Source organism: Massilia agri (assembly GCF_024753255.1).
Taxonomy (GTDB): Bacteria; Pseudomonadota; Gammaproteobacteria; order Burkholderiales; family Burkholderiaceae_D; genus Telluria; species Telluria agri.
Genome location: NZ_JANUHA010000001.1, coordinates 409,735 through 426,200 on the forward strand (window position 1 = coordinate 409,735; position 16,466 = coordinate 426,200).

Sequence of the window (16,466 nt, forward strand, 5' to 3'; positions counted from 1 at the left end):
GCGATGAAAATTAGAGCTGGGACAGTTTTTGCAGCATCTGGTCGGAGGTCGTGATCGCCTTGCTGTTGATCTCGTAGGCGCGCTGGGTCTGGATCATGTTAACCATTTCCTCGACCACGTTCACGTTCGACGATTCGACGTAACCCTGCATGAGGATGCCCGCGCCGTTGGTGCCCGGCACGTTCAGGTTCGGGTTGCCCGAGGCGCCCGTCTCGACGTACAGGTTCTCGCCGCGCGACTCGAGGCCGGCCGGGTTGATGAAGGTGGCCAGCTGCAGCGAGCCGACCTGGGTCGGGGCGGTGGTGTTCGGGAGCTTCACCGAGACCACGCCGTCGCGGCCGACCGTGATGGCTTCGGCATTCGCGGGGATGGTGATGGCGGGCTGGATCACGAAACCGCTGGAGGTGACCAGCTGGCCGTTCTGGTCGGTCTGGAAGGAGCCGTCGCGGGTATACGCCTGGGTGCCGTCGGGCAGCAGCACCGGGAAGAAGCCCGAGCCGTTGACCATCACGTCCTTGGAGTTGCCGGTCAGCTGGGGATTGCCCTGGGTGTGGATGCGCTCGGTGGCGACGGTGCGCACACCGGTACCGATCTGCAGGCCCGAAGGCAGGTTGCTTTGCTGGGAGGACTGGGCGCCGGGCTGGCGCACGTTCTGGTACAGCAGGTCCTCGAACACGGCGCGCGAACGTTTGAAGCCGTTCGTGCTCACGTTGGCGAGGTTGTTCGAGATGACGTCGAGGTTGGTTTGCTGCGCTTCGAGGCCGGTCTTGGCGATAAACAGCGAACGGATCATGGAATTCTCCTAAAGGTGACAGACGAGGTCTGCCACGTACAGGAGAATTATGCAGCGGCAACTATCAATTCAAAGCGAGGATCTGGGTGGCTTTCGCGGCGTTATTCTCCGCGCTCTTCAGCAAACTCATTTGTGTCTCGAAGGAACGTGCCAAACTGATCATTTCAACCATCGATTCGATTGCGCTGACGTTGCTGCCCTCGAGCGCGCCGCCGGCCACGCTCACCGTGGGGTCGGCCTGGGCGGCGCCACCATCCTTCAGGCGGAACAGGCCGTCATCGCCGCGCACCAGGTTTTCCGTGGGGGGATTGACCAGCTTGAGGCGGCCAAGGATGTTGCTGGCTGCCGGCTGGTCGGTGGTGGAAATGGTCGAAATGGTGCCGTCGCCGCCGACCGTCACGGTGACGTCCGGCGGAATCGTGATCGGACCACCCTCCCCTGCCACGGTCATGCCGCCGGCGGTGGTGAGCAGGCCGTTGGGGCTGGTCTGCAGGGAACCGTTGCGGGTATAGGCTTCGGTACCGTCCGGCATCTGCACGGCGAACCAGCCTTCGCCCTTGATCGCCACGTCCAGGTCGCGCCCGGTGACCTGCAGCGCCCCCGACTGGAAATTCGAGCCCGCGGTCGAATCGACCACGAAGGCGCGCGTCGGCAAGCCTTCGCCCTGCACCGGCGCGGAACGGAACACGTCCAGCTGGGCGCGGAAGCCCGTGGTGTTCACATTGGCCAGGTTGTTCGAAGTCGTGGCCTGCTTTTCGAGGATGTGCTTGGCGCCGGAAGCGGCGGTGTAGATCAGGCGGTCCATATTTTTTCCGAGTTGCGATGACGCGACAGCTGGTTGAACGCGCGGTCGGCAAAGCCGACCACCCTACGACATTCTATTAACGCAGGTTCACCAGGGTTTGCAGCACCGAGTCCTGGGTCTTGATGGTCTGCGCATTCGCCTGGTAGACGCGCTGCGCCGTGATCATGTTGACCAGCTCGGCCGTCAGGTCGACGTTCGAGCTTTCCACGGCCGACTGCTGCAGCACGCCGAAGCTGCCCGAGTTCGGGGTGCCCAGCAGGGGGACGCCCGAGTTCGCCGATTCGGCCCAGGCATTGTTGCCCAGCGGCTCGAGGCCGTTCGGGTTGGTGAAGTTGGCCAGGATCACCTGGCCGAGCGGCCGGGTCTGGCCGTTGCTGTACTGGCCGAGGATGGTGCCGTCGGTGCCGGTGGTGAAGCGCTGCAGGGTGCCGGCCGCATAGCCGTCCTGGGTCAGGCGCTTCTCGCTGGTCGCGGTGCCGTACTGGGTGGTGCCGTCGTAGTCGATCGTGATCGGCATGGTCGGTTCGGAACCGGTCGAGGGGAAGATCGGCAGGGTGATGGCAAACTTGCCGCCCGCGTTGCCGGCCGCATCGACCGTGGACACCTTGTTCATGCCGCCGTTTGTATTGAAGACAAGTTTGCCTACGGCCTGGGCAGGCACGTTGATTACCTTAGCCATCGCAGCGTCGATATCCGACGGAGTGGCGCCCGGCACCAGCGCGGCATCGGCAGCGGCGGTGGTGATCTGCGGTCCATTGACGGTGTCTTTTCGAACATCGTTGGCAGCAGCGGCAACTGCAGCTGAGGCCGCCGTTGCATAGGTATTCAAGGCTGCCGCAATATTGGCTGGCACCTGCGGAACGGCCTTTGTCGCGGCCTCCCACGCGGCGCGTGCGCTCGCCACCCCGGCATTACCGGTCGCGGCGGCAGCCACGGCCAAGTTGGTCACCTCTGTACCGTCGTTGGCGGCGTAGACATCCCAGCCCGTGTCGGTCCTCACATAGTAGGTCGACAACACGTGCGGATTACCCAGCGTGTCGTACACGCTCATCGGAGTCTGCTTGTTATAGGTGGTGGGATCGTCCGCATCGAAAGGCGCGTTGGCCGGCTCGATGGTGCGCGAGTCGAGGTTCAGCTCCATCTTGACCTTGGTGGTGGTCACCGGCGCCAGGTCGGAAGTGTCGATCTGCAGCGGGGTCGGCGCACCGGCGACAATCTGGCCGTTCTGGTTCAGGCCATAGCCGGTCAACTTGGCGCCCTGCGCATTGATCAGGAAACCGTTCTTGTCCAGCGAGAACTGGCCATTGCGGCTGTACTGCACCATGCCCGAAGCTTCGGTACGGAAGAAGCCGGCGCCGTTGATGGCGATGTCGAGCGGGTTGTTCGAGGCTTCGATATTACCCTGCGTGAACTGCTGGGAAATGGCCGCGACCTTCACGCCGATGCCGGCCGAGATGCCGCCGGCGCCGTTGAGCGAGCTGGCGTAGACGTCGGCGAACTGGGTGGTCGAGCCCTTGAAGCCGACCGTGCTGGCGTTGGCGATGTTGTTGCCGATGACGTCGAGGGATTTGGCTGCGCCGTTCAAGCCGCTCAGGCCTTGCTGGAAAGACATGGTGTACTCCTGAATGAAGAGAAAGAAGTAAGCGGCTCGGCTTACAGGACTTGTTTGATATCGGCCATGGTGACGACGCCCTTGACCGGCAGGTTCAGCTTGACGCCATCCTTGGCATTGGTGGTCACGCTGGCCACGCTGTCGAATGCCAGTGCGCGGGCATCGGTGACGGTTTCGCCGCCGCGCATCGCGACGACCTTGTAGGTATAGGTGCCGTCCGGCAGCTTGACCGGCTTGCCGTCTTCGCCCAGCTTGTTCGGATCGGGAATGCCGTCCCAGGCGATCGGCACCACGCCGGCCTTCTGCGGGCCCAGCTCGATGGTGGCGACTTCCTTGCCGGTGGCGGCGCTGGTGATGACCACTTGCAGCTTGTCGACGTCGCTGTCGAGTTCCGCGCCGAGGATGGCCTGGCCTTCGAACAGGCCCAGCTTGTTGCCCTCGACCAGCACGCCGTGGCCGATCAGGTTGGTCGCCTGCAGCGCCTCGGTCGACTGGTAGCTGCTCTTCAGGGTTTCCAGCGTCGCATTGAGCTTGTTCACGCCAGTGACGGTCGACAGCTGGGCCAGCTGGCTGGTGACCTGGGCGTTGTCGAGCGGGTTCAGCGGATCCTGGTTCTTCAGCTGGGTGACGAGCAGCGTCATGAACTTGTCGGTGTCGGCCTGGACGCTGTCGACTTCGGCCTTCTTGGCGTTCATGGCCGACATCACGTCGCTGATGTTATTGGTGCCGGGCGTGGTGTTTACAGTGGTCATATCAGGATCTTCTTAGAATCAGGAGCCCAGGGTCAGGGTCTTGAGCAGCATGGTCTTGGCCGCGTTCATGGTTTCGACATTGGTCTGGTAGGAGCGCGAGGCCGACATCATGTTGACCATTTCGTCGACCACGTTCACGTTCGGCATCGACACATAGCCCTTCTCGTCGGCCAGCGGATGCTTGGGGTCGTAGACCTGCTTCAGGGGCGAAGGGTCCTCGACCACTTCACGCACCCGCACCGCGGTGGCGCCGGACTGCTGGGGCACGGCCTCGAACACGACGGCCTTGGCGCGGTAGGCTTCGCCGGTCGGGCTGGTCGCGCTGTCGGCGTTGGCGAGGTTGCTGGCGGTGGTGTTCAGGCGCTGGGCCTGGGCGCTCATGGCCGAACCGCTGACGTTGAAGATATTGAATAGGGACATGGCTATCTATCTCTTATTGACCCTGGATGGCCGCGAGCAGGCCCTTGATCTGGTGGTTGATCATCGTGATGCCGGCTTCATAGCGCAGGCCGTTGTCGGCAAACTGGTTGCGTTCCACATCCATGTCGACCGTATTGCCGTCGACGCTGCCCTGCACCACGCCGCGGTAGAGCACCGGGGTGCCATTGGCCAGCATGTCGCCGGTCGGCGCGCCGCGGCCCATATGGCCGTTGTTCGTGGTCGCCAGCGGGCCCGCGCTGCCCTTGCTTGCCAGGGCGCTCTGCAGCGCGCTGTTGAAATCGATGTCGCGCGCCTTGTAGTTCGGCGTGTCGGCATTGGCGATGTTCGACGCCAGCAATTCCTGGCGCTGGGCGCGCAGGGACAGGGCCGTTTCATGGAAACCTAGGTACTGGTCGATCTTGCCGATCATGCCGCCTCCTGGATGGATGCTTGTTGGGACAGGACCGATAATACGCAGGAGCAACAAAATGCAATCGGACGAGAAGGACGGGCAAAACCCGGCTATTCAAAGTTTCGTGATGGAATCGCACTGCCTAAAATGGCAGCATCTACTCTTCCCATCGGGGAATCATGAAACGCTTTGCCCTGTTTGTATTCACCGCCCTCGCCGCGGCGCCTTTCGCTTCCGGACAACAGACTGCCGCACGCCAGAACCTGCCGGCCCTGCGCACGGTGGTGGAGCAATACCTGCAGACCCAGACCGCCGGCCTGCCCGGCAAGGTGACGGTGAAGGTCGGCAACGTCGACCCGCGCACCAGCCTGGCGGCCTGCCCGGCGCCGGAAGCCTTCCAGCAGCCGGGCGCGCGGGCGTGGGGAAAAACAACGGTCGGCGTCCGCTGCACGCTGCCTTCCCCGTGGACGGTGTATATTCAGGCCACCGTGAACGTGGTCGCCGACTACGTGGCCGCCGCGGTGCCGCTGGCCCAGGGCCAGCCGGTCGACGCCAGCCAGCTCGTCGTGATGAAGGGCGACATCGCCGCCATGCCGAACGGCATCATCACCGACATGGCCCAGGCCATCGGCCGCACGCCGACGGCCTCGCTGCCGGCCGGCACGCCGCTGCGCCTCGACACCCTGAAAGCCAAACCCGTGGTGCAGCAGGGCCAGGCGGTGCGCCTCGTCTCGAAAGGATCGAACTTCTCGGTGTCGGCCGAAGCGAGGGCGATCAACAATGCGGGCGAAGGCCAGGTGGCGCAGGCGCGCACCCAGTCGGGCATTGTCGTGAGCGGAACGGCACGCGCCGGGGGCATCATCGAGATCGCCATCTAAGCTCAGTAAATATATTTTTAGAAACGCCTTTTCTGCTCTAAAGTTTGTGAAATCCGCGCCGATACACGATGCAGATACCGGAGTTTCCGGCTCCGAACAGAGAAGGATGATGCTGTGAAAATCAACGATACCCTCAAGGGCAACCCGGGCCTCCAACCCGCCAACACCCCGGCCAACAACACGCGCGCCGCGGACAAGGCCGCCACCACGACTGCGACCACCCAGGCGCAGACCGACAGCGTGCGCCTGTCGTCCCAGGGCCAGGCGATGGCGAATGCCGTGGGCAGCAACAACCAGGTGTTCGACACCAAGAAAGTCGAGCGCATCAAGATGGCCATCGCCGATGGCCAGTTCCAGGTCAACTCCGAGAAAGTCGCCGACGGCCTGCTCGATACCGTGCGCGACTTGCTCCATTCCCGCAAGCGATAACCTTTCATGCCTACCAGCCCAATCTCGACCGTCTCCCAGGAACAGCAACACGTCAGCGCGCTCATCGCGCTGATGAAACAGGAACAGACGCTGCTGGTCGCAGCGGACGCCGACGGGCTGGCGGAACTCACTCCACGCAAGAACACCCTGCTGCAGGAATTGGCCGCGCTGTCGACCCAGCGCCACGCCGCCCTGCTTGCGGCCGGCTGCGAAGGATCGGAAGCGGGCATGGAACCCTGGCTGGCGGTCGGCGGCAATCCGGATGCCCGATCGCAATGGGAAGCCCTGCTCGAACTGGCCCGCCAGGCCAAGGAACTCAACCGCGTCAACGGCATGCTGATCAACAAGCAGCTGGCGCACAACCAGGGCGTGCTCAACGCCCTGCGCATGCCGGCCGGCGCGGAAGCCGGCGGCGTGTATGGATCCAGCGGGCAGACGCTCGGCAGCGGTCCGTCGAAACGCTACGTCATCGGCTAGTCAACAGCGCCATCCCGGCTTGACCTTTCAGACCCATTGCATCCGAACCGGTTTTGGCGGCGGCGCCTGGCTGCCGGGCTCGGGCCAAACGACCTTCTCCAGGCTTTCCGTGCACGCGCGTAGATGCCGACCGCCTTGCCGTGGATCTGGGTTTGCGCTTCATAAGTCAGGCCAAGGCGCCTGGCAACGCGCAGCGACGATGCATTGCCTGACGCGATAAGCGCCCGAATCTTCGGTTCGCGGCGGGTGTCGAAGGCGTGGTGCACGGCTGCCGCCGCCGCTTCGTTCGCGAATCCCTGGCCCCAGAAGGCGCGGTAGGTATTCCAGCCAAGCTCCATCACGGTACAATCCTCGCGGAAGAACGCACCGACATTCCCGACCAGCCGCCCAGTCTCCCTTTCCTCGACAGCCCACCATCCGGCGCCATGGATGAGCCACAGTCCTGCTTGCGAGCAGAAGATGCGCCATGCGGCCTGGCGGTCAGCGGGAACCAGGTGGGCCGCGCTGACAGGGTCGGCCAGATGCGCCGCGAATGCGTCGAAGTCCTCCCGCCGGTATTCACGAAGGATGAGCCGTTCCGTGTGAAGGATGGGGACTGAGGTGATGAACTCGCTATTCATGCGCTGTGCCTGTCGAGTTGTTTGTAATAGAAGGTCGTGCCGCACAATTCCCCATTCGGCAGCAGCGCATAGCCCGGCACCACGCCGACGCGCTGCCAGCCCAGGCGCTCATAGAGCCGCTCGGCCGCCGCGCTCGCGGTGTCGAGCACCAGCACCCATTTGCCCAGTTCGCGCGCGGCCTGTTCCACGGCCAGCATCAGCTGCTGCCCCACGCCGCGATTGCGCGCGCGCCGGTGCACCAGCAGCTTGGCGACGTCGGCGCGGTGCGGCTGGTTTTCAGGCAAGTCGGTGATCAATTGCACGGTGCCGATCACGCCCTCCTCGTCCTCGGCCACCAGCAGGGTGCGCTCGCCACGCGCGACGCCGTCCGCTACCTTGTCCCAGAAGCCCAGTGCGGTGCTGCGCGCCATCGGCAGCATGAAGCTGACCGAGGCGCCGCCTTCGACGCAGTCGAGCAGCACGTCGGCCAGTTGCTCCTTCAGGGCGGCCGCTTTCCCGGCGTCGAGCCGGCGTACGGTAATGTCCCTGCTCATGCGTCCTCCTTGCGTGATGCCTTGTGGGGCTGGGTGACGAGCGCGACGAGATAGCGCACCGGCCTGTCACCGGGATTGTGGAAGCTGACCGGCTGGTCCAGCTTCATGGCGAGGCAGTCGCCGGGGCCGAGCTGCCAGGGCGTGTCGCCCAGCGTCAGCTCGAGCTCGCCTTCGATGATCCAGATCTGCTGGTAGACGTCGGTGTTGCGCGCCGCCGTTTCATAGGCGATGCGCTGGCCGGCGGGAAAGCTCACCTCGACCATCTGGATCGGCGACCAGGTCAAGGGCGACAGGTTGCGGCGTACATAGCCGGATACCGGGTCGGTCCACACCGGCTGGGCGTCGCGCCGCGCGACGGGAGATGGCGCGTCCGTCGGCTTGTCGAACAGCGAGGCCAGCGTGACGCCGAGGGCGGCGCTGAGCCGGTCCAGCACGGTGGCGGTGGCGCTGCTTTCGCCGCGCTCGATCGAGGAGATGTTGGAGCGGCTGACACCGCTACGTCCGGCCAGGGCCGCCAGGGTCAGGCCCTGGGCTTCGCGCAGTTCGCGCAGGCGGCTGGCGATGAGTTGGTTGATGTCCATGCAATCCAGTATATAGGAAAATAAATTCCTGTATACCGGATTTTATGGACAGGTGGCCTCGGCTTCGCCCAGTTCGCAGACGGGTGCGGCTTCCGTGCCTCCTTCGTGCTCCGCGCGGCTGTAGGATGCGCAGAGGAGCAGCGCGACGAAGGCGGCGGCGAACAGCCTGTTCATGATCTTCATGGTGGATCCCTGTGTTCTCGACAGGCGCCGAGTGTAAGGCGCCGTCCTTCTTGAGTAGAGCCCCATGCGTGGTGTGATCGCTCTGCCCTACAATACGTGCATACCGATACCGAGGAGCCAGCCATGCTTAAAGGAAGTTGCCTTTGCGGCGAGGTCGCCTACACCGTCGCCGGTCCGGTCGAGAGCGCCAGCCACTGCTTCTGCACCATGTGCCAGAAACAGCATGGCGCCGGCGCCGGCACCTACGCCAACGTCGCCCGCGCCGACCTGCGCATCGAGCGCGGCGAGGACAACATCACCGAATTCGCCTCCTCGGAACAGGGCCGGCGCGCCTTCTGCCGGCGCTGCGGCTCGACCCTGTTCTGGCGCAGCGAGGAAACGCCAGACCGCATTGCCGTGACCCTCGGCACCCTGGACACGCCCTTCACCGATCCGGTCGGGATCGAACTGCATACCGATACGCGACCATCCTGGCTGCCACACGGCCCCGCCGCCTGAGCTGTCGCGCCACATTCACAATCGGTCAGACCAAAATTATTAATGGTCCGACCAAATCACATGCATTCATGCTAAGCTTTCAGCACCACTGCCGAGTCTGGCAGCTGGGCTGAAAGCTGCTTCTTCCCACGACAAGCAAGTCCGCACGCCGGATGCCGGGCCAGCCATGGCCCCAGCCCGGCGCGCCGGCACTCGCCTGTTCCATCACTCGCTTGAACAGGACCAAGAAATGAAAACTAAAACCATATTGGAGACACTGGTATTGGCGGCGGCACTCACGGCAAGCCAGGCAGGCGCCGCGCCGATTTCCCTGCAAGGCAGCACCATCACCAGCAGCTACAACGGTGCGCCCGAGGGCATGCTGGGCCTGGACCACGGCTACGCCGCGGAACCGGGCAGCAACACCACGGCCTTCGATCCGACGCCCTATACCGGCATGGAATTTCTCACGGGTGATTACCTGTTCGGTATCGACTTCACCGCCGACGGTCAGCTGGTCGTGATGCTCAACCAGCTGGCCATCGAGCCCGGGGACTACCGCCTGGTCTTCGACTTCGGATCGACCCTCGGCCAGAAGATCGGCAGCTTCACCCTGCTGGACACGAGCGGCATCGGCGTGCTGCCGCTCCTGTCGATCCTGGACGACCACACCATTGCCCTGGACCTTTCCAACGTGACCTGGAACAGCGAATTCGGCAGCTTCTCTGCGCAGATCGGCACGGCGCAGGTGCCCGAGCCGGGCGGCATCGCCCTGCTCCTGGCCGGCACCGCCGGACTCGCGCTGGCGCGCCGCCGCAAGGCAAGCGCACAAGCCTGACACCCTTCCATCCTGTTCCAGGAGACTCCCATGAAACAAGCACGTTTCAAGGCATCGCTATGCGCCGTCGCCCTGCTCGCCGGGCTGCCAGGTGTGCCCGCACTGGCGGCGACCGACCCTGCGCGCCAGACCGCGCCACTCGACGGCTGGGCCGGCCAGGCCGGCGGCACGGTCGGCGGCTCGACCGCCGCCGGCAACCACATCTACACCGTCACCAAACGTTCGGAACTGCTCGCAGCGCTGGCCAATGGCGGCGACAATCCGAAGATCATCAAGCTGGCCGCTACCATCGACATGAGCGAGGGCCAGCCCTACACCTCCACCACCGACCAGGCCGCACGCGGCGCGATCCGCCTGAAAAGCAATACCACCCTGATCGGCGCCGACGCGAATGCCGGCATCGTCAACGGCACCGTGCTGGTGCAGAACGTATCCCAGGTGATCATCCGCAACCTCAAGATCGTCAACCCATGCGATGTCGAACCCGCCTGGGACCCGACCGACGGATCCACCGGCAACTGGAACTCGGCCTATGACGCCATCGGCATCTCCGGCTCCCACCACGTCTGGGTCGACCACGTCACCTTCACCGACGTGCCGATGACCGACAACTTCCTGCCGATCGAGAACGGCCGCAAGAAGCAATGCCACGACGGTTCGCTCGACATCACCAATGCCTCGGACTATGTGACGGTGTCGTACAACGTCTTCGGCCAGCACGACAAGACGGGCCTGGTAGGCGGCAGCGATTCCGCCACTGCCGACGAAGGCAAGCTGCGCGTCACCTTCAGCAACAACGTCTACCGCGACGTGGTCCAGCGCGCGCCGCGCGTGCGCTTCGGCCAGGTGCACCTGTTTAACAACTACTACGTCGGCAGCAAGTCGGCTTCCCCGTACGCGCACAGCTACAGCGTCGGCGCGGGCAAGAACGCCAGGATCCTCTCGAACAACAATGTGTTCGAGATTGCCGGCGCCCAAGGCTGCGACAAGGTCGTCAGCAATATGAGCAGCGCGAACCCGGGCTACTTCAAGGACAGCGGCTCCCTGCTCAATGGCGCGGCCCTTGGCGCCTGCTCGGTCTCGAATGCGGTGGGCTGGATCGTGCCCTACGCCTTCACGCCGCGCCCGGCGGCGCTGGTGAAAGCCAATGCCCTGGCCCAGTCCGGCGTCGGCAAGATCAGTACGACGATCAGCGGCACCGGCAAGGTCACGCTCGACGAGAACCCCACCCTCTCCTGCCCTGCCACCGGTCTCTACTTCTGCGACGATTTCCAGGATGGCACGAGCGGCAAGTGGAACCTGTTGCCCGTCGGCGGACCGAATGGCCGCTTCAGCGTGGTTGCAGAAAGCGCGGGCGGCACGAACAAGGTGCTGCAATACGCGGCCGCGAGCACGGGCGGCGTGCTGGCCCTGGTCAAGCCGGAGGCGTTCGGCGGCGTACCGTCAGGCGACTACTACGTCGAGGCGCGCATTCGCCCGATGACCAACGGCACTACCGGCAACAAGCTGCTCTACCTCGTCACGCGCTACGTGGACGCCGCCAACTGGTACGGCGCCGGCCTGAACGTGCAAAACAGCACCACCAGCACCCAGGTGGAGATCGCGAAAATGCTGAACAACTCGCTGAGCCGCCCGCGCCAGGTGCGCACGCCGGTCAACATGGACGCGCAGTTCTACACGGTGCGCTTCGAGATGATCGGCAGCACGCTGACGGTCTACCTCGACGGCAGGAATATGGGCTCGGTGACGGATACGGCCTTTGCCGCGCGCGGGCTGATCGGCCTCTACACGGCCAATAAATCCTTCATGATCGACGACGTGCGCGTGGGCGACCCACGCCAGAAGCCGGTGCAGCTGAACGTCGACCCGGCCAGCCTCAGCTGGTCCGCCGAAGTCGGCGACGCGCCCTACCAGGTCTCGGTGACGGCGATCGCCAGCGACAACCAGCCGGACAGCTTCAGTGTCGAGTCGAGCAACCCGGCCGTGGTCGCCGTGAGCACCAGTGGCAATACCGTCCTGCTGCGCGCGGTCGGCGCGGGGCACGCCAACGTCGTGTTCCGCAGCGGGTCCGAACCCTCGCTCACCCGCTCGATCGCCGCCACCATCGCGCCGCAGTTCGTGCAGCCGACCCAGGTGTATGCGATGGAGGGCGCCAGCTTCCCGGCGCCGCTCGAAGGGAGTGTGCATGTCGACACCACCTTGAAACTGGTCTTCGACAAGCCGCCGACCCTCGGGACCAGCGGCAGCATCCGCATCTTCCGCAAGGCTGACGACGCCCTCGTCGACGTCATCCGCCTGAGCGGCGAAACCGATGCGCTGGGCTATGAGGGACAGGCACTGGTCCGCAAGGTCAACACGACGCCGATCAAGATCGTCGGCAACACGGTGACGATCAAGCCGCACAGTAACAAGCTGGCCTACGGCACCGAGTACTATGTCGCGATCGCCGACGGCGTCTTCACCAACACCAGCCTGGGCGGCACGCCCTTCGTCGGCCTGGGCCGCGCGGCCGGCTGGACTTTCGGTACCCGCGACAGCCTCCCGCTTGGTAACAGCGTGACCGTGGACGACGACGGCGACGCCGACTTCCGCACCGTGCAGGGCGCCCTGAACTACGCGATGGGGCGCTTCTCGAAGTCCGACCCCGTCACGATCACGGTCAGGAACGGCAGCTACGAAGAACTGCTGTACCTGAACGGCAAGGACAACGTGACGATCAAGGGCGAAAGCCGTGCAGGCGTGATGATCTCCTCCCTGAATCACGAGACCATGAACCCGGGCACGGGCAGCAGCCAGTCGAGTACGGCATCCGGCACGCCTTCCGGCGGCCGCTCGGTGATGCTGGTGGAGGCCTCCGACATGCTGGTGCTCGACACCCTGAGCCTGAAGAACAGCACCATCCGCTCGAGCAGCATCTCGGGCCAGGCCGAGACCATCTACTTCAACGGCGAAGGCCGCCTGATCGCGAAGAACGCCAGCTTCCACAGCGAGCAGGACACCCTCAACCTGAAGGGCTGGTCCTGGTTCTACCGAACCCTGGTGGAGGGCAACGTCGACTTCATCTGGGGCAGCAGCCGCGCCGCCCTCTTCGAGGAAAGCGAAATCCGCTCGGTGGGCGACAGCGCCAACGCGAACAGTGGCGGCTACGTGCTGCAGGCGCGGGTGCCCACCGCCGGCGACATCGGCTACGTCTTCCTCAACAGCATGCTCACCCACGGCCCCGGCCCGGGCCCGCTGCGCGGCGACGTGCCGAACGGCGCCACCTACCTGGCGCGCAGCCCGGGCGGCACCGCCACCTGGGACAACATCGCCTTCATCAACTGCAAGATGGACACGCACATTGCGCCGGTCGGCTGGGCGGGCCTGGGCGTCAACGGCCAGCCGGCGCCGAACCCGACGGTCGCCCGCGCGGACGCCGGATGGCGCGAGTACGGCAGCCTTGACATGGCAGGCAATCCGCTCAATCTCGGCGCGCGGGTCGGCGGCTACATCCTGAGCGAGAGCGACGTGGCGGCACGCTTTGCCACGCGCGAGAAGGTGTTCGCGGCATATGGCAATGGCGCGGGATGGAATCCGCAGCCATGATCTAAATAACCGTCGAACCGTCGGGGTCACGAACCGTCGGGGTCAGGTCTGACATTCGGACACGGCCTCGACGCTAGCAAGCAATCACGGCTGAGCTCGTGTCTAAATGTCAGACCTGACCCCGGTGTTACTCATGCATTGCCCCGGCGGGCCATTCTGCGCAGCCGCGGTGATACCATTGCCGCGTTTCCCCGTTCAATCGACTGGAGAGCATATGTCCCTGAACCCGCAGCAGTCCTATGTCTACCTTGCCGAAGACGGCAGCTCGCAGTGCTTTTCGGCGGACACCTTCTGGCAGCCCGCCAATATGGAAAGGGCTGGCGACGGCTGGCTGATCAGCGAATTCGCGTTCACCGAGGACTGGCTAACCTGGGAAATGCACCCGGAAGGCGACGAATTCGTCTACCTGCTGTCGGGCGCGGTCGAGCTGCACCTGGAGCAAGGCGATGGCGTCCAGGCCATCGCCTTGCGCGGCAGCGGCGCCGTGGTGGTGCCGCGCGGCGTCTGGCACACCGCCAAGGTGAAGGAACCGAGCCGCATGCTGCACGTCACGCGCGGCGCGGGTACACAGAACCGGCCGGCGTAAGGCGGGGCGTCAGCGAGCCTTCGCCACCCGCCACACGGTATTGGCCAGGTCGTCCGCAACGATCAGCGCGCCGCGCGGATCGACCGTCACGCCCACCGGCCGCCCACGGGTCTTGCCTTCGCCATCACGGAAGCCCGTGACGAAATCGACCGGCTCGCCGGCGGGCCGGCCGTTCTTGAAGGGCACGAAGATGACTTTGTAGCCCGACGGCGGATTGCGGTTCCAGCTGCCGTGCTCGCCCACGAACACGCCATCCGCGAACGCCTCACCCATGACCGGCTGGGAAAACGCCAGGCCGAGCGCGGCCACGTGCGGGCCCAGGCTGTAGTCCGGCTTGATGGCGGAGGCCACCTTCTTCGGGTCCGGCGGCTGCACGCGCGTATCGACATTCTGCCCCCAGTAACTGTAGGGCCAGCCGTAGAAACCGCCTTCGCGCACCAAGGTCAGGTAGTCCGGCACCAGGTCCGGCCCGATCTCGTCGCGCTCGTTGACGACCGCCCACAGCTGCCCCGTGCCGGGCTGGATCGCCAGCGCGGTCGGATTGCGAAGGCCGGTTGCATACGGTTTGTAGGCGCCCGTGTTCACGTCGATCTGCCACACCATCGCGCGGTCGCGTTCCGCTTCCATGCCGCGTTCGGTGATATTGCTGTTCGAGCCGATGCCGACATAGGCGAAGCGCCCGTCGGGGCTGATCGTCAGCGCCTTGGTCCAGTGGTGGTTGATCTCCGACGGCAGCTTGGCGACGCTGGTGGGCGCGCCGCCGGCCTTGGTCTGGCCCTGCTGGTAATCGAAGCTGACCAGCTCGTCCTGGTTGGCGACGTAGATCTTGTTGTTGGCGAAGGCCAGGCCGTAGGGCGCGTTCAGGTTTTCCGCGAACACGGTGTTGAGTTCGTACTTGCCGTCGCCGTCGGCGTCGCGCAGCAGGGTCAGGCGGTTGCCGCCCTTGACCTTGGTATTGCCCTTGGCCTTGATATAACCGGCGATGACGTCCTTGGGTTTCAGTTTCGCGGCGTTGCCGCCGCGGCCTTCCGCCACCAGGATGTCGCCGTTCGGCAGCACCAGGGTCTGGCGCGGGATCTTCAGGTCGGTCGCGATCGCCGTGACGGTGAACCCTTGCGGCACGGTGGGCTTCTGGTCGCCCCATGGCGTCGGCTCGGCGATCTTCATATCGGGCAGCAAGCCGCGTTCCGGCGCCGGCAGTTTCGGGTCCGGGCCGCGCGCAAGGGTCTTGCTGCCTTCGTTGCTGCATGCGCCCAGGAGCAGCGCCATGCCCAGCAGGGCGAGCGGTTTCAGTGTCATGTTCGGCGTCCTCATTTCGCACCTCCCGACCACGTTCTCAAGCCGATCCAGGTCGCGATACAGGCCAGCACGGTCACGATCACCGACAGGACCAGGCCGGCAGGCATGGCGGCCCAGGCATCCTTCGCATGCTGGAAGGCGTTGACGAGTCCGACCACGAAGGTCAGCAGCAACAGGATCACGTACAGCAGGGGACGCCCCGCCTTGCGCGGCGCGCGGATCAGGTTCACCAGGGCGCACAGCAGCGCGAGTCCGCAGAAGAGCTCGGCGCCGGCGATGAGCCAGGAAGCGAAGTTACTCCACTGAATCTGGTAGGTCTGGTAGTAGACGATATCGCTCAGCAGAGCGCCCAGGAACAGGGGAACGGTTCCCGCGAGCAGGGTCGCATGAAGCGGCCCGGGCGGGCTGCGGTAGGCCGGGCCGGCTGTGTTGACAGAAGACATGGAGTGTCCCTCATCGTGATTTAAGTTAATTAAATCATATCGATTTCAGGATTCGGCTGTCGCATTGTTGAGACGAGACCCGAGACCGAGCGGAAAAGGCCTACACGGCCCCGCTCAGCATCGATCCCCTGCGCGTCCTGTGCGCCTTCCGCTAGTTTATGCGAGCACGAGAAGATAGAAGATGCCCGCACATGCGAGGGCGATGGAGATCCAATAGACGGTCTTCTCGCCTTTGGTGGACTCGGCATATCGCTCATCCCGCGTCTTTGTAAAGGTTTCTTTTGTCAACACGCGCCAAGTCTTTTTCTTGTGCATCTGCCCCTCTCGATTGTCCAGTCCTCCTCGCCCACTATCTAGTATAAGGAAGGACGGGCGAACCGAGACTGCCTCAAGTCTGACATTCAGACACCGGCTCATCAAGTCTCGGCTGCTGAACTGGTGAAAGCGCGATTTGTCGCGCGTTAGGGCTGAGACCGTGTCCAGATGTCAGACCTCACCCCGCCTTGGGCACTGTCGCAGTGGTGACTTCAGCTAATGGATCACTGGCTTCGGAGGAAATGTCCTGACTAACGGAGCAAGTACGCTTTCACAAAGGTGTAGAGTAATACGCCCCAGACAATTGCCATGAATATCCAATAGACGATTTTTTGCCCTTTGGTCGACTCAGCGTAGCGTTCATCACGCGTCTTGGTGAAGGTTTCTTTCACTACGACTTGCCAGGTTTTTTCTTTCTGCATTGCCCA

General features: G+C 64.2%; 21 protein-coding genes. 7 read left to right on the plus strand and 14 right to left on the minus strand.

All coding sequences use genetic code 11. From position 1 onward, the window contains the following. Positions 1-10: 10 nt before the first annotated feature. From flgG to flgB, 6 genes are all read right to left on the minus strand, one after another. The gene (gene flgG, locus NX780_RS01840) at positions 11-793 is read right to left on the minus strand and encodes a flagellar basal-body rod protein FlgG (protein WP_258826164.1); all 783 of its coding nucleotides are present in this window, start codon (positions 791-793) and stop codon (positions 11-13) included. 64 nt (positions 794-857) lie between these two features. After that, entirely contained in the window at positions 858-1,598 is a 741-nt protein-coding gene (gene flgF, locus NX780_RS01845) for a flagellar basal-body rod protein FlgF (protein ID WP_258826165.1), read from the minus strand. A 76-nt stretch (positions 1,599-1,674) separates the two neighbouring features. Next, on the minus strand, positions 1,675-3,210 hold the full coding sequence (locus NX780_RS01850; protein WP_258826166.1) for a flagellar hook protein FlgE: 1,536 nt from the start codon (positions 3,208-3,210) through the stop codon (positions 1,675-1,677). Between the two features lie 41 nt (positions 3,211-3,251). After that, positions 3,252-3,962 (minus strand): flagellar hook assembly protein FlgD, encoded by a 711-nt coding sequence (locus NX780_RS01855; protein WP_258826167.1) that lies wholly within the window; start codon positions 3,960-3,962, stop codon positions 3,252-3,254. 18 nt (positions 3,963-3,980) lie between these two features. Then, the gene (gene flgC, locus NX780_RS01860) at positions 3,981-4,382 is read right to left on the minus strand and encodes a flagellar basal body rod protein FlgC (RefSeq protein WP_258826168.1); all 402 of its coding nucleotides are present in this window, start codon (positions 4,380-4,382) and stop codon (positions 3,981-3,983) included. A 13-nt stretch (positions 4,383-4,395) separates the two neighbouring features. Then, positions 4,396-4,812: a flagellar basal body rod protein FlgB gene (flgB, locus tag NX780_RS01865; protein WP_258826169.1), complete on the minus strand. Its 417-nt coding sequence runs from the start codon at positions 4,810-4,812 to the stop codon at positions 4,396-4,398. 161 nt (positions 4,813-4,973) lie between these two features. On the opposite strand from flgB, the gene flgA reads away from it, so the two are divergent. The 3 genes from flgA to NX780_RS01880 all read left to right on the plus strand — a co-directional run bounded on the left by flgA (position 4,974) and on the right by NX780_RS01880 (position 6,578). Continuing rightward, complete coding sequence (gene flgA, locus NX780_RS01870) at positions 4,974-5,672, plus strand: flagellar basal body P-ring formation chaperone FlgA (RefSeq protein ID WP_258826170.1); 699 nt, start codon at positions 4,974-4,976, stop codon at positions 5,670-5,672. Positions 5,673-5,786: 114 nt separating this feature from the next. Then, a complete protein-coding gene (gene flgM / locus NX780_RS01875; RefSeq protein ID WP_258826171.1) occupies positions 5,787-6,101 on the plus strand; it encodes a flagellar biosynthesis anti-sigma factor FlgM in 315 nt (104 codons plus the stop codon). A 6-nt stretch (positions 6,102-6,107) separates the two neighbouring features. Beyond that, the gene (locus NX780_RS01880) at positions 6,108-6,578 is read left to right on the plus strand and encodes a flagella synthesis protein FlgN (protein ID WP_258826172.1); all 471 of its coding nucleotides are present in this window, start codon (positions 6,108-6,110) and stop codon (positions 6,576-6,578) included. Here NX780_RS01880 and NX780_RS01885 read toward each other — a convergent pair. From NX780_RS01885 to NX780_RS01900, 4 genes are read right to left on the minus strand one after another with little or no spacing between them, the layout of a single operon-like run. Further along, entirely contained in the window at positions 6,575-7,198 is a 624-nt protein-coding gene (locus NX780_RS01885) for a GNAT family N-acetyltransferase (protein ID WP_258826173.1), read from the minus strand. The two genes, NX780_RS01880 and NX780_RS01885, sit on opposite strands and share 4 nt — an antisense overlap. Further along, on the minus strand, positions 7,195-7,731 hold the full coding sequence (locus NX780_RS01890) for a GNAT family N-acetyltransferase (protein WP_258826174.1): 537 nt from the start codon (positions 7,729-7,731) through the stop codon (positions 7,195-7,197). Before NX780_RS01890 ends, NX780_RS01885 begins: the two co-directional genes overlap by 4 nt. Further along, entirely contained in the window at positions 7,728-8,312 is a 585-nt protein-coding gene (locus NX780_RS01895; protein WP_258826175.1) for a helix-turn-helix domain-containing protein, read from the minus strand. Before NX780_RS01895 ends, NX780_RS01890 begins: the two co-directional genes overlap by 4 nt. Before the next feature lie 42 nt (positions 8,313-8,354). Further along, positions 8,355-8,495: a hypothetical protein gene (locus NX780_RS01900; protein WP_258826176.1), complete on the minus strand. Its 141-nt coding sequence runs from the start codon at positions 8,493-8,495 to the stop codon at positions 8,355-8,357. 123 nt (positions 8,496-8,618) lie between these two features. Between NX780_RS01900 and NX780_RS01905 the strand changes: the two genes are divergently transcribed. From NX780_RS01905 to NX780_RS01920, 4 genes are all read left to right on the plus strand, one after another. Continuing rightward, positions 8,619-8,993: a GFA family protein gene (locus NX780_RS01905; protein WP_307732574.1), complete on the plus strand. Its 375-nt coding sequence runs from the start codon at positions 8,619-8,621 to the stop codon at positions 8,991-8,993. A gap of 229 nt (positions 8,994-9,222) precedes the next feature. Further along, the gene (locus NX780_RS01910) at positions 9,223-9,810 is read left to right on the plus strand and encodes a PEP-CTERM sorting domain-containing protein (protein ID WP_258826177.1); all 588 of its coding nucleotides are present in this window, start codon (positions 9,223-9,225) and stop codon (positions 9,808-9,810) included. Between the two features lie 30 nt (positions 9,811-9,840). After that, a complete protein-coding gene (locus NX780_RS01915) occupies positions 9,841-13,395 on the plus strand; it encodes a pectinesterase family protein (protein ID WP_258826178.1) in 3,555 nt (1,184 codons plus the stop codon). Positions 13,396-13,609: 214 nt separating this feature from the next. After that, positions 13,610-13,981 carry a cupin domain-containing protein gene (locus NX780_RS01920; RefSeq protein ID WP_258826179.1) on the plus strand — a complete coding sequence of 124 codons (372 nt, stop codon included), beginning with the start codon at positions 13,610-13,612 and terminating at the stop codon, positions 13,979-13,981. A 9-nt stretch (positions 13,982-13,990) separates the two neighbouring features. Here the strand turns inward: NX780_RS01920 and NX780_RS01925 are convergent, their stop codons facing one another. From NX780_RS01925 to NX780_RS01940, 4 genes are all read right to left on the minus strand, one after another. After that, on the minus strand, positions 13,991-15,250 hold the full coding sequence (locus tag NX780_RS01925) for a PQQ-dependent sugar dehydrogenase (protein ID WP_258826390.1): 1,260 nt from the start codon (positions 15,248-15,250) through the stop codon (positions 13,991-13,993). Between the two features lie 41 nt (positions 15,251-15,291). Beyond that, on the minus strand, positions 15,292-15,723 hold the full coding sequence (locus NX780_RS01930) for a DUF2231 domain-containing protein (protein WP_258826180.1): 432 nt from the start codon (positions 15,721-15,723) through the stop codon (positions 15,292-15,294). A gap of 156 nt (positions 15,724-15,879) precedes the next feature. Then, on the minus strand, positions 15,880-16,038 hold the full coding sequence (locus tag NX780_RS01935; RefSeq protein ID WP_258826181.1) for a hypothetical protein: 159 nt from the start codon (positions 16,036-16,038) through the stop codon (positions 15,880-15,882). Between the two features lie 251 nt (positions 16,039-16,289). Then, positions 16,290-16,460 (minus strand): hypothetical protein, encoded by a 171-nt coding sequence (locus NX780_RS01940; protein WP_258826182.1) that lies wholly within the window; start codon positions 16,458-16,460, stop codon positions 16,290-16,292. Between the last annotated feature and the right edge of the window lie 6 nt (positions 16,461-16,466).

What these genes read in the sequence shown, in the direction of transcription:
- flgB (WP_258826169.1), bottom strand. Translation starts at nt 4,812, where the DNA reads ATGATCGGCAAGATCGACCAGTACCTAGGTTTCCATGAAACGGCCCTG.
- flgF (WP_258826165.1), bottom strand. Translation starts at nt 1,598, where the DNA reads ATGGACCGCCTGATCTACACCGCCGCTTCCGGCGCCAAGCACATCCTC.
- NX780_RS01850 (WP_258826166.1), bottom strand. Translation starts at nt 3,210, where the DNA reads ATGTCTTTCCAGCAAGGCCTGAGCGGCTTGAACGGCGCAGCCAAATCC.
- NX780_RS01925 (WP_258826390.1), bottom strand. Translation starts at nt 15,250, where the DNA reads ATGGCGCTGCTCCTGGGCGCATGCAGCAACGAAGGCAGCAAGACCCTT.
- NX780_RS01930 (WP_258826180.1), bottom strand. Translation starts at nt 15,723, where the DNA reads ATGTCTTCTGTCAACACAGCCGGCCCGGCCTACCGCAGCCCGCCCGGG.
- flgA (WP_258826170.1), top strand. Translation starts at nt 4,974, where the DNA reads ATGAAACGCTTTGCCCTGTTTGTATTCACCGCCCTCGCCGCGGCGCCT.
- NX780_RS01895 (WP_258826175.1), bottom strand. Translation starts at nt 8,312, where the DNA reads ATGGACATCAACCAACTCATCGCCAGCCGCCTGCGCGAACTGCGCGAA.
- NX780_RS01855 (WP_258826167.1), bottom strand. Translation starts at nt 3,962, where the DNA reads ATGACCACTGTAAACACCACGCCCGGCACCAATAACATCAGCGACGTG.
- NX780_RS01880 (WP_258826172.1), top strand. Translation starts at nt 6,108, where the DNA reads ATGCCTACCAGCCCAATCTCGACCGTCTCCCAGGAACAGCAACACGTC.
- NX780_RS01900 (WP_258826176.1), bottom strand. Translation starts at nt 8,495, where the DNA reads ATGAAGATCATGAACAGGCTGTTCGCCGCCGCCTTCGTCGCGCTGCTC.
- NX780_RS01910 (WP_258826177.1), top strand. Translation starts at nt 9,223, where the DNA reads ATGAAAACTAAAACCATATTGGAGACACTGGTATTGGCGGCGGCACTC.
- NX780_RS01905 (WP_307732574.1), top strand. Translation starts at nt 8,619, where the DNA reads ATGCTTAAAGGAAGTTGCCTTTGCGGCGAGGTCGCCTACACCGTCGCC.
- NX780_RS01885 (WP_258826173.1), bottom strand. Translation starts at nt 7,198, where the DNA reads ATGAATAGCGAGTTCATCACCTCAGTCCCCATCCTTCACACGGAACGG.
- flgG (WP_258826164.1), bottom strand. Translation starts at nt 793, where the DNA reads ATGATCCGTTCGCTGTTTATCGCCAAGACCGGCCTCGAAGCGCAGCAA.
- flgC (WP_258826168.1), bottom strand. Translation starts at nt 4,382, where the DNA reads ATGTCCCTATTCAATATCTTCAACGTCAGCGGTTCGGCCATGAGCGCC.
- NX780_RS01890 (WP_258826174.1), bottom strand. Translation starts at nt 7,731, where the DNA reads ATGAGCAGGGACATTACCGTACGCCGGCTCGACGCCGGGAAAGCGGCC.
- NX780_RS01940 (WP_258826182.1), bottom strand. Translation starts at nt 16,460, where the DNA reads ATGCAGAAAGAAAAAACCTGGCAAGTCGTAGTGAAAGAAACCTTCACC.
- NX780_RS01920 (WP_258826179.1), top strand. Translation starts at nt 13,610, where the DNA reads ATGTCCCTGAACCCGCAGCAGTCCTATGTCTACCTTGCCGAAGACGGC.
- NX780_RS01935 (WP_258826181.1), bottom strand. Translation starts at nt 16,038, where the DNA reads ATGCACAAGAAAAAGACTTGGCGCGTGTTGACAAAAGAAACCTTTACA.
- NX780_RS01915 (WP_258826178.1), top strand. Translation starts at nt 9,841, where the DNA reads ATGAAACAAGCACGTTTCAAGGCATCGCTATGCGCCGTCGCCCTGCTC.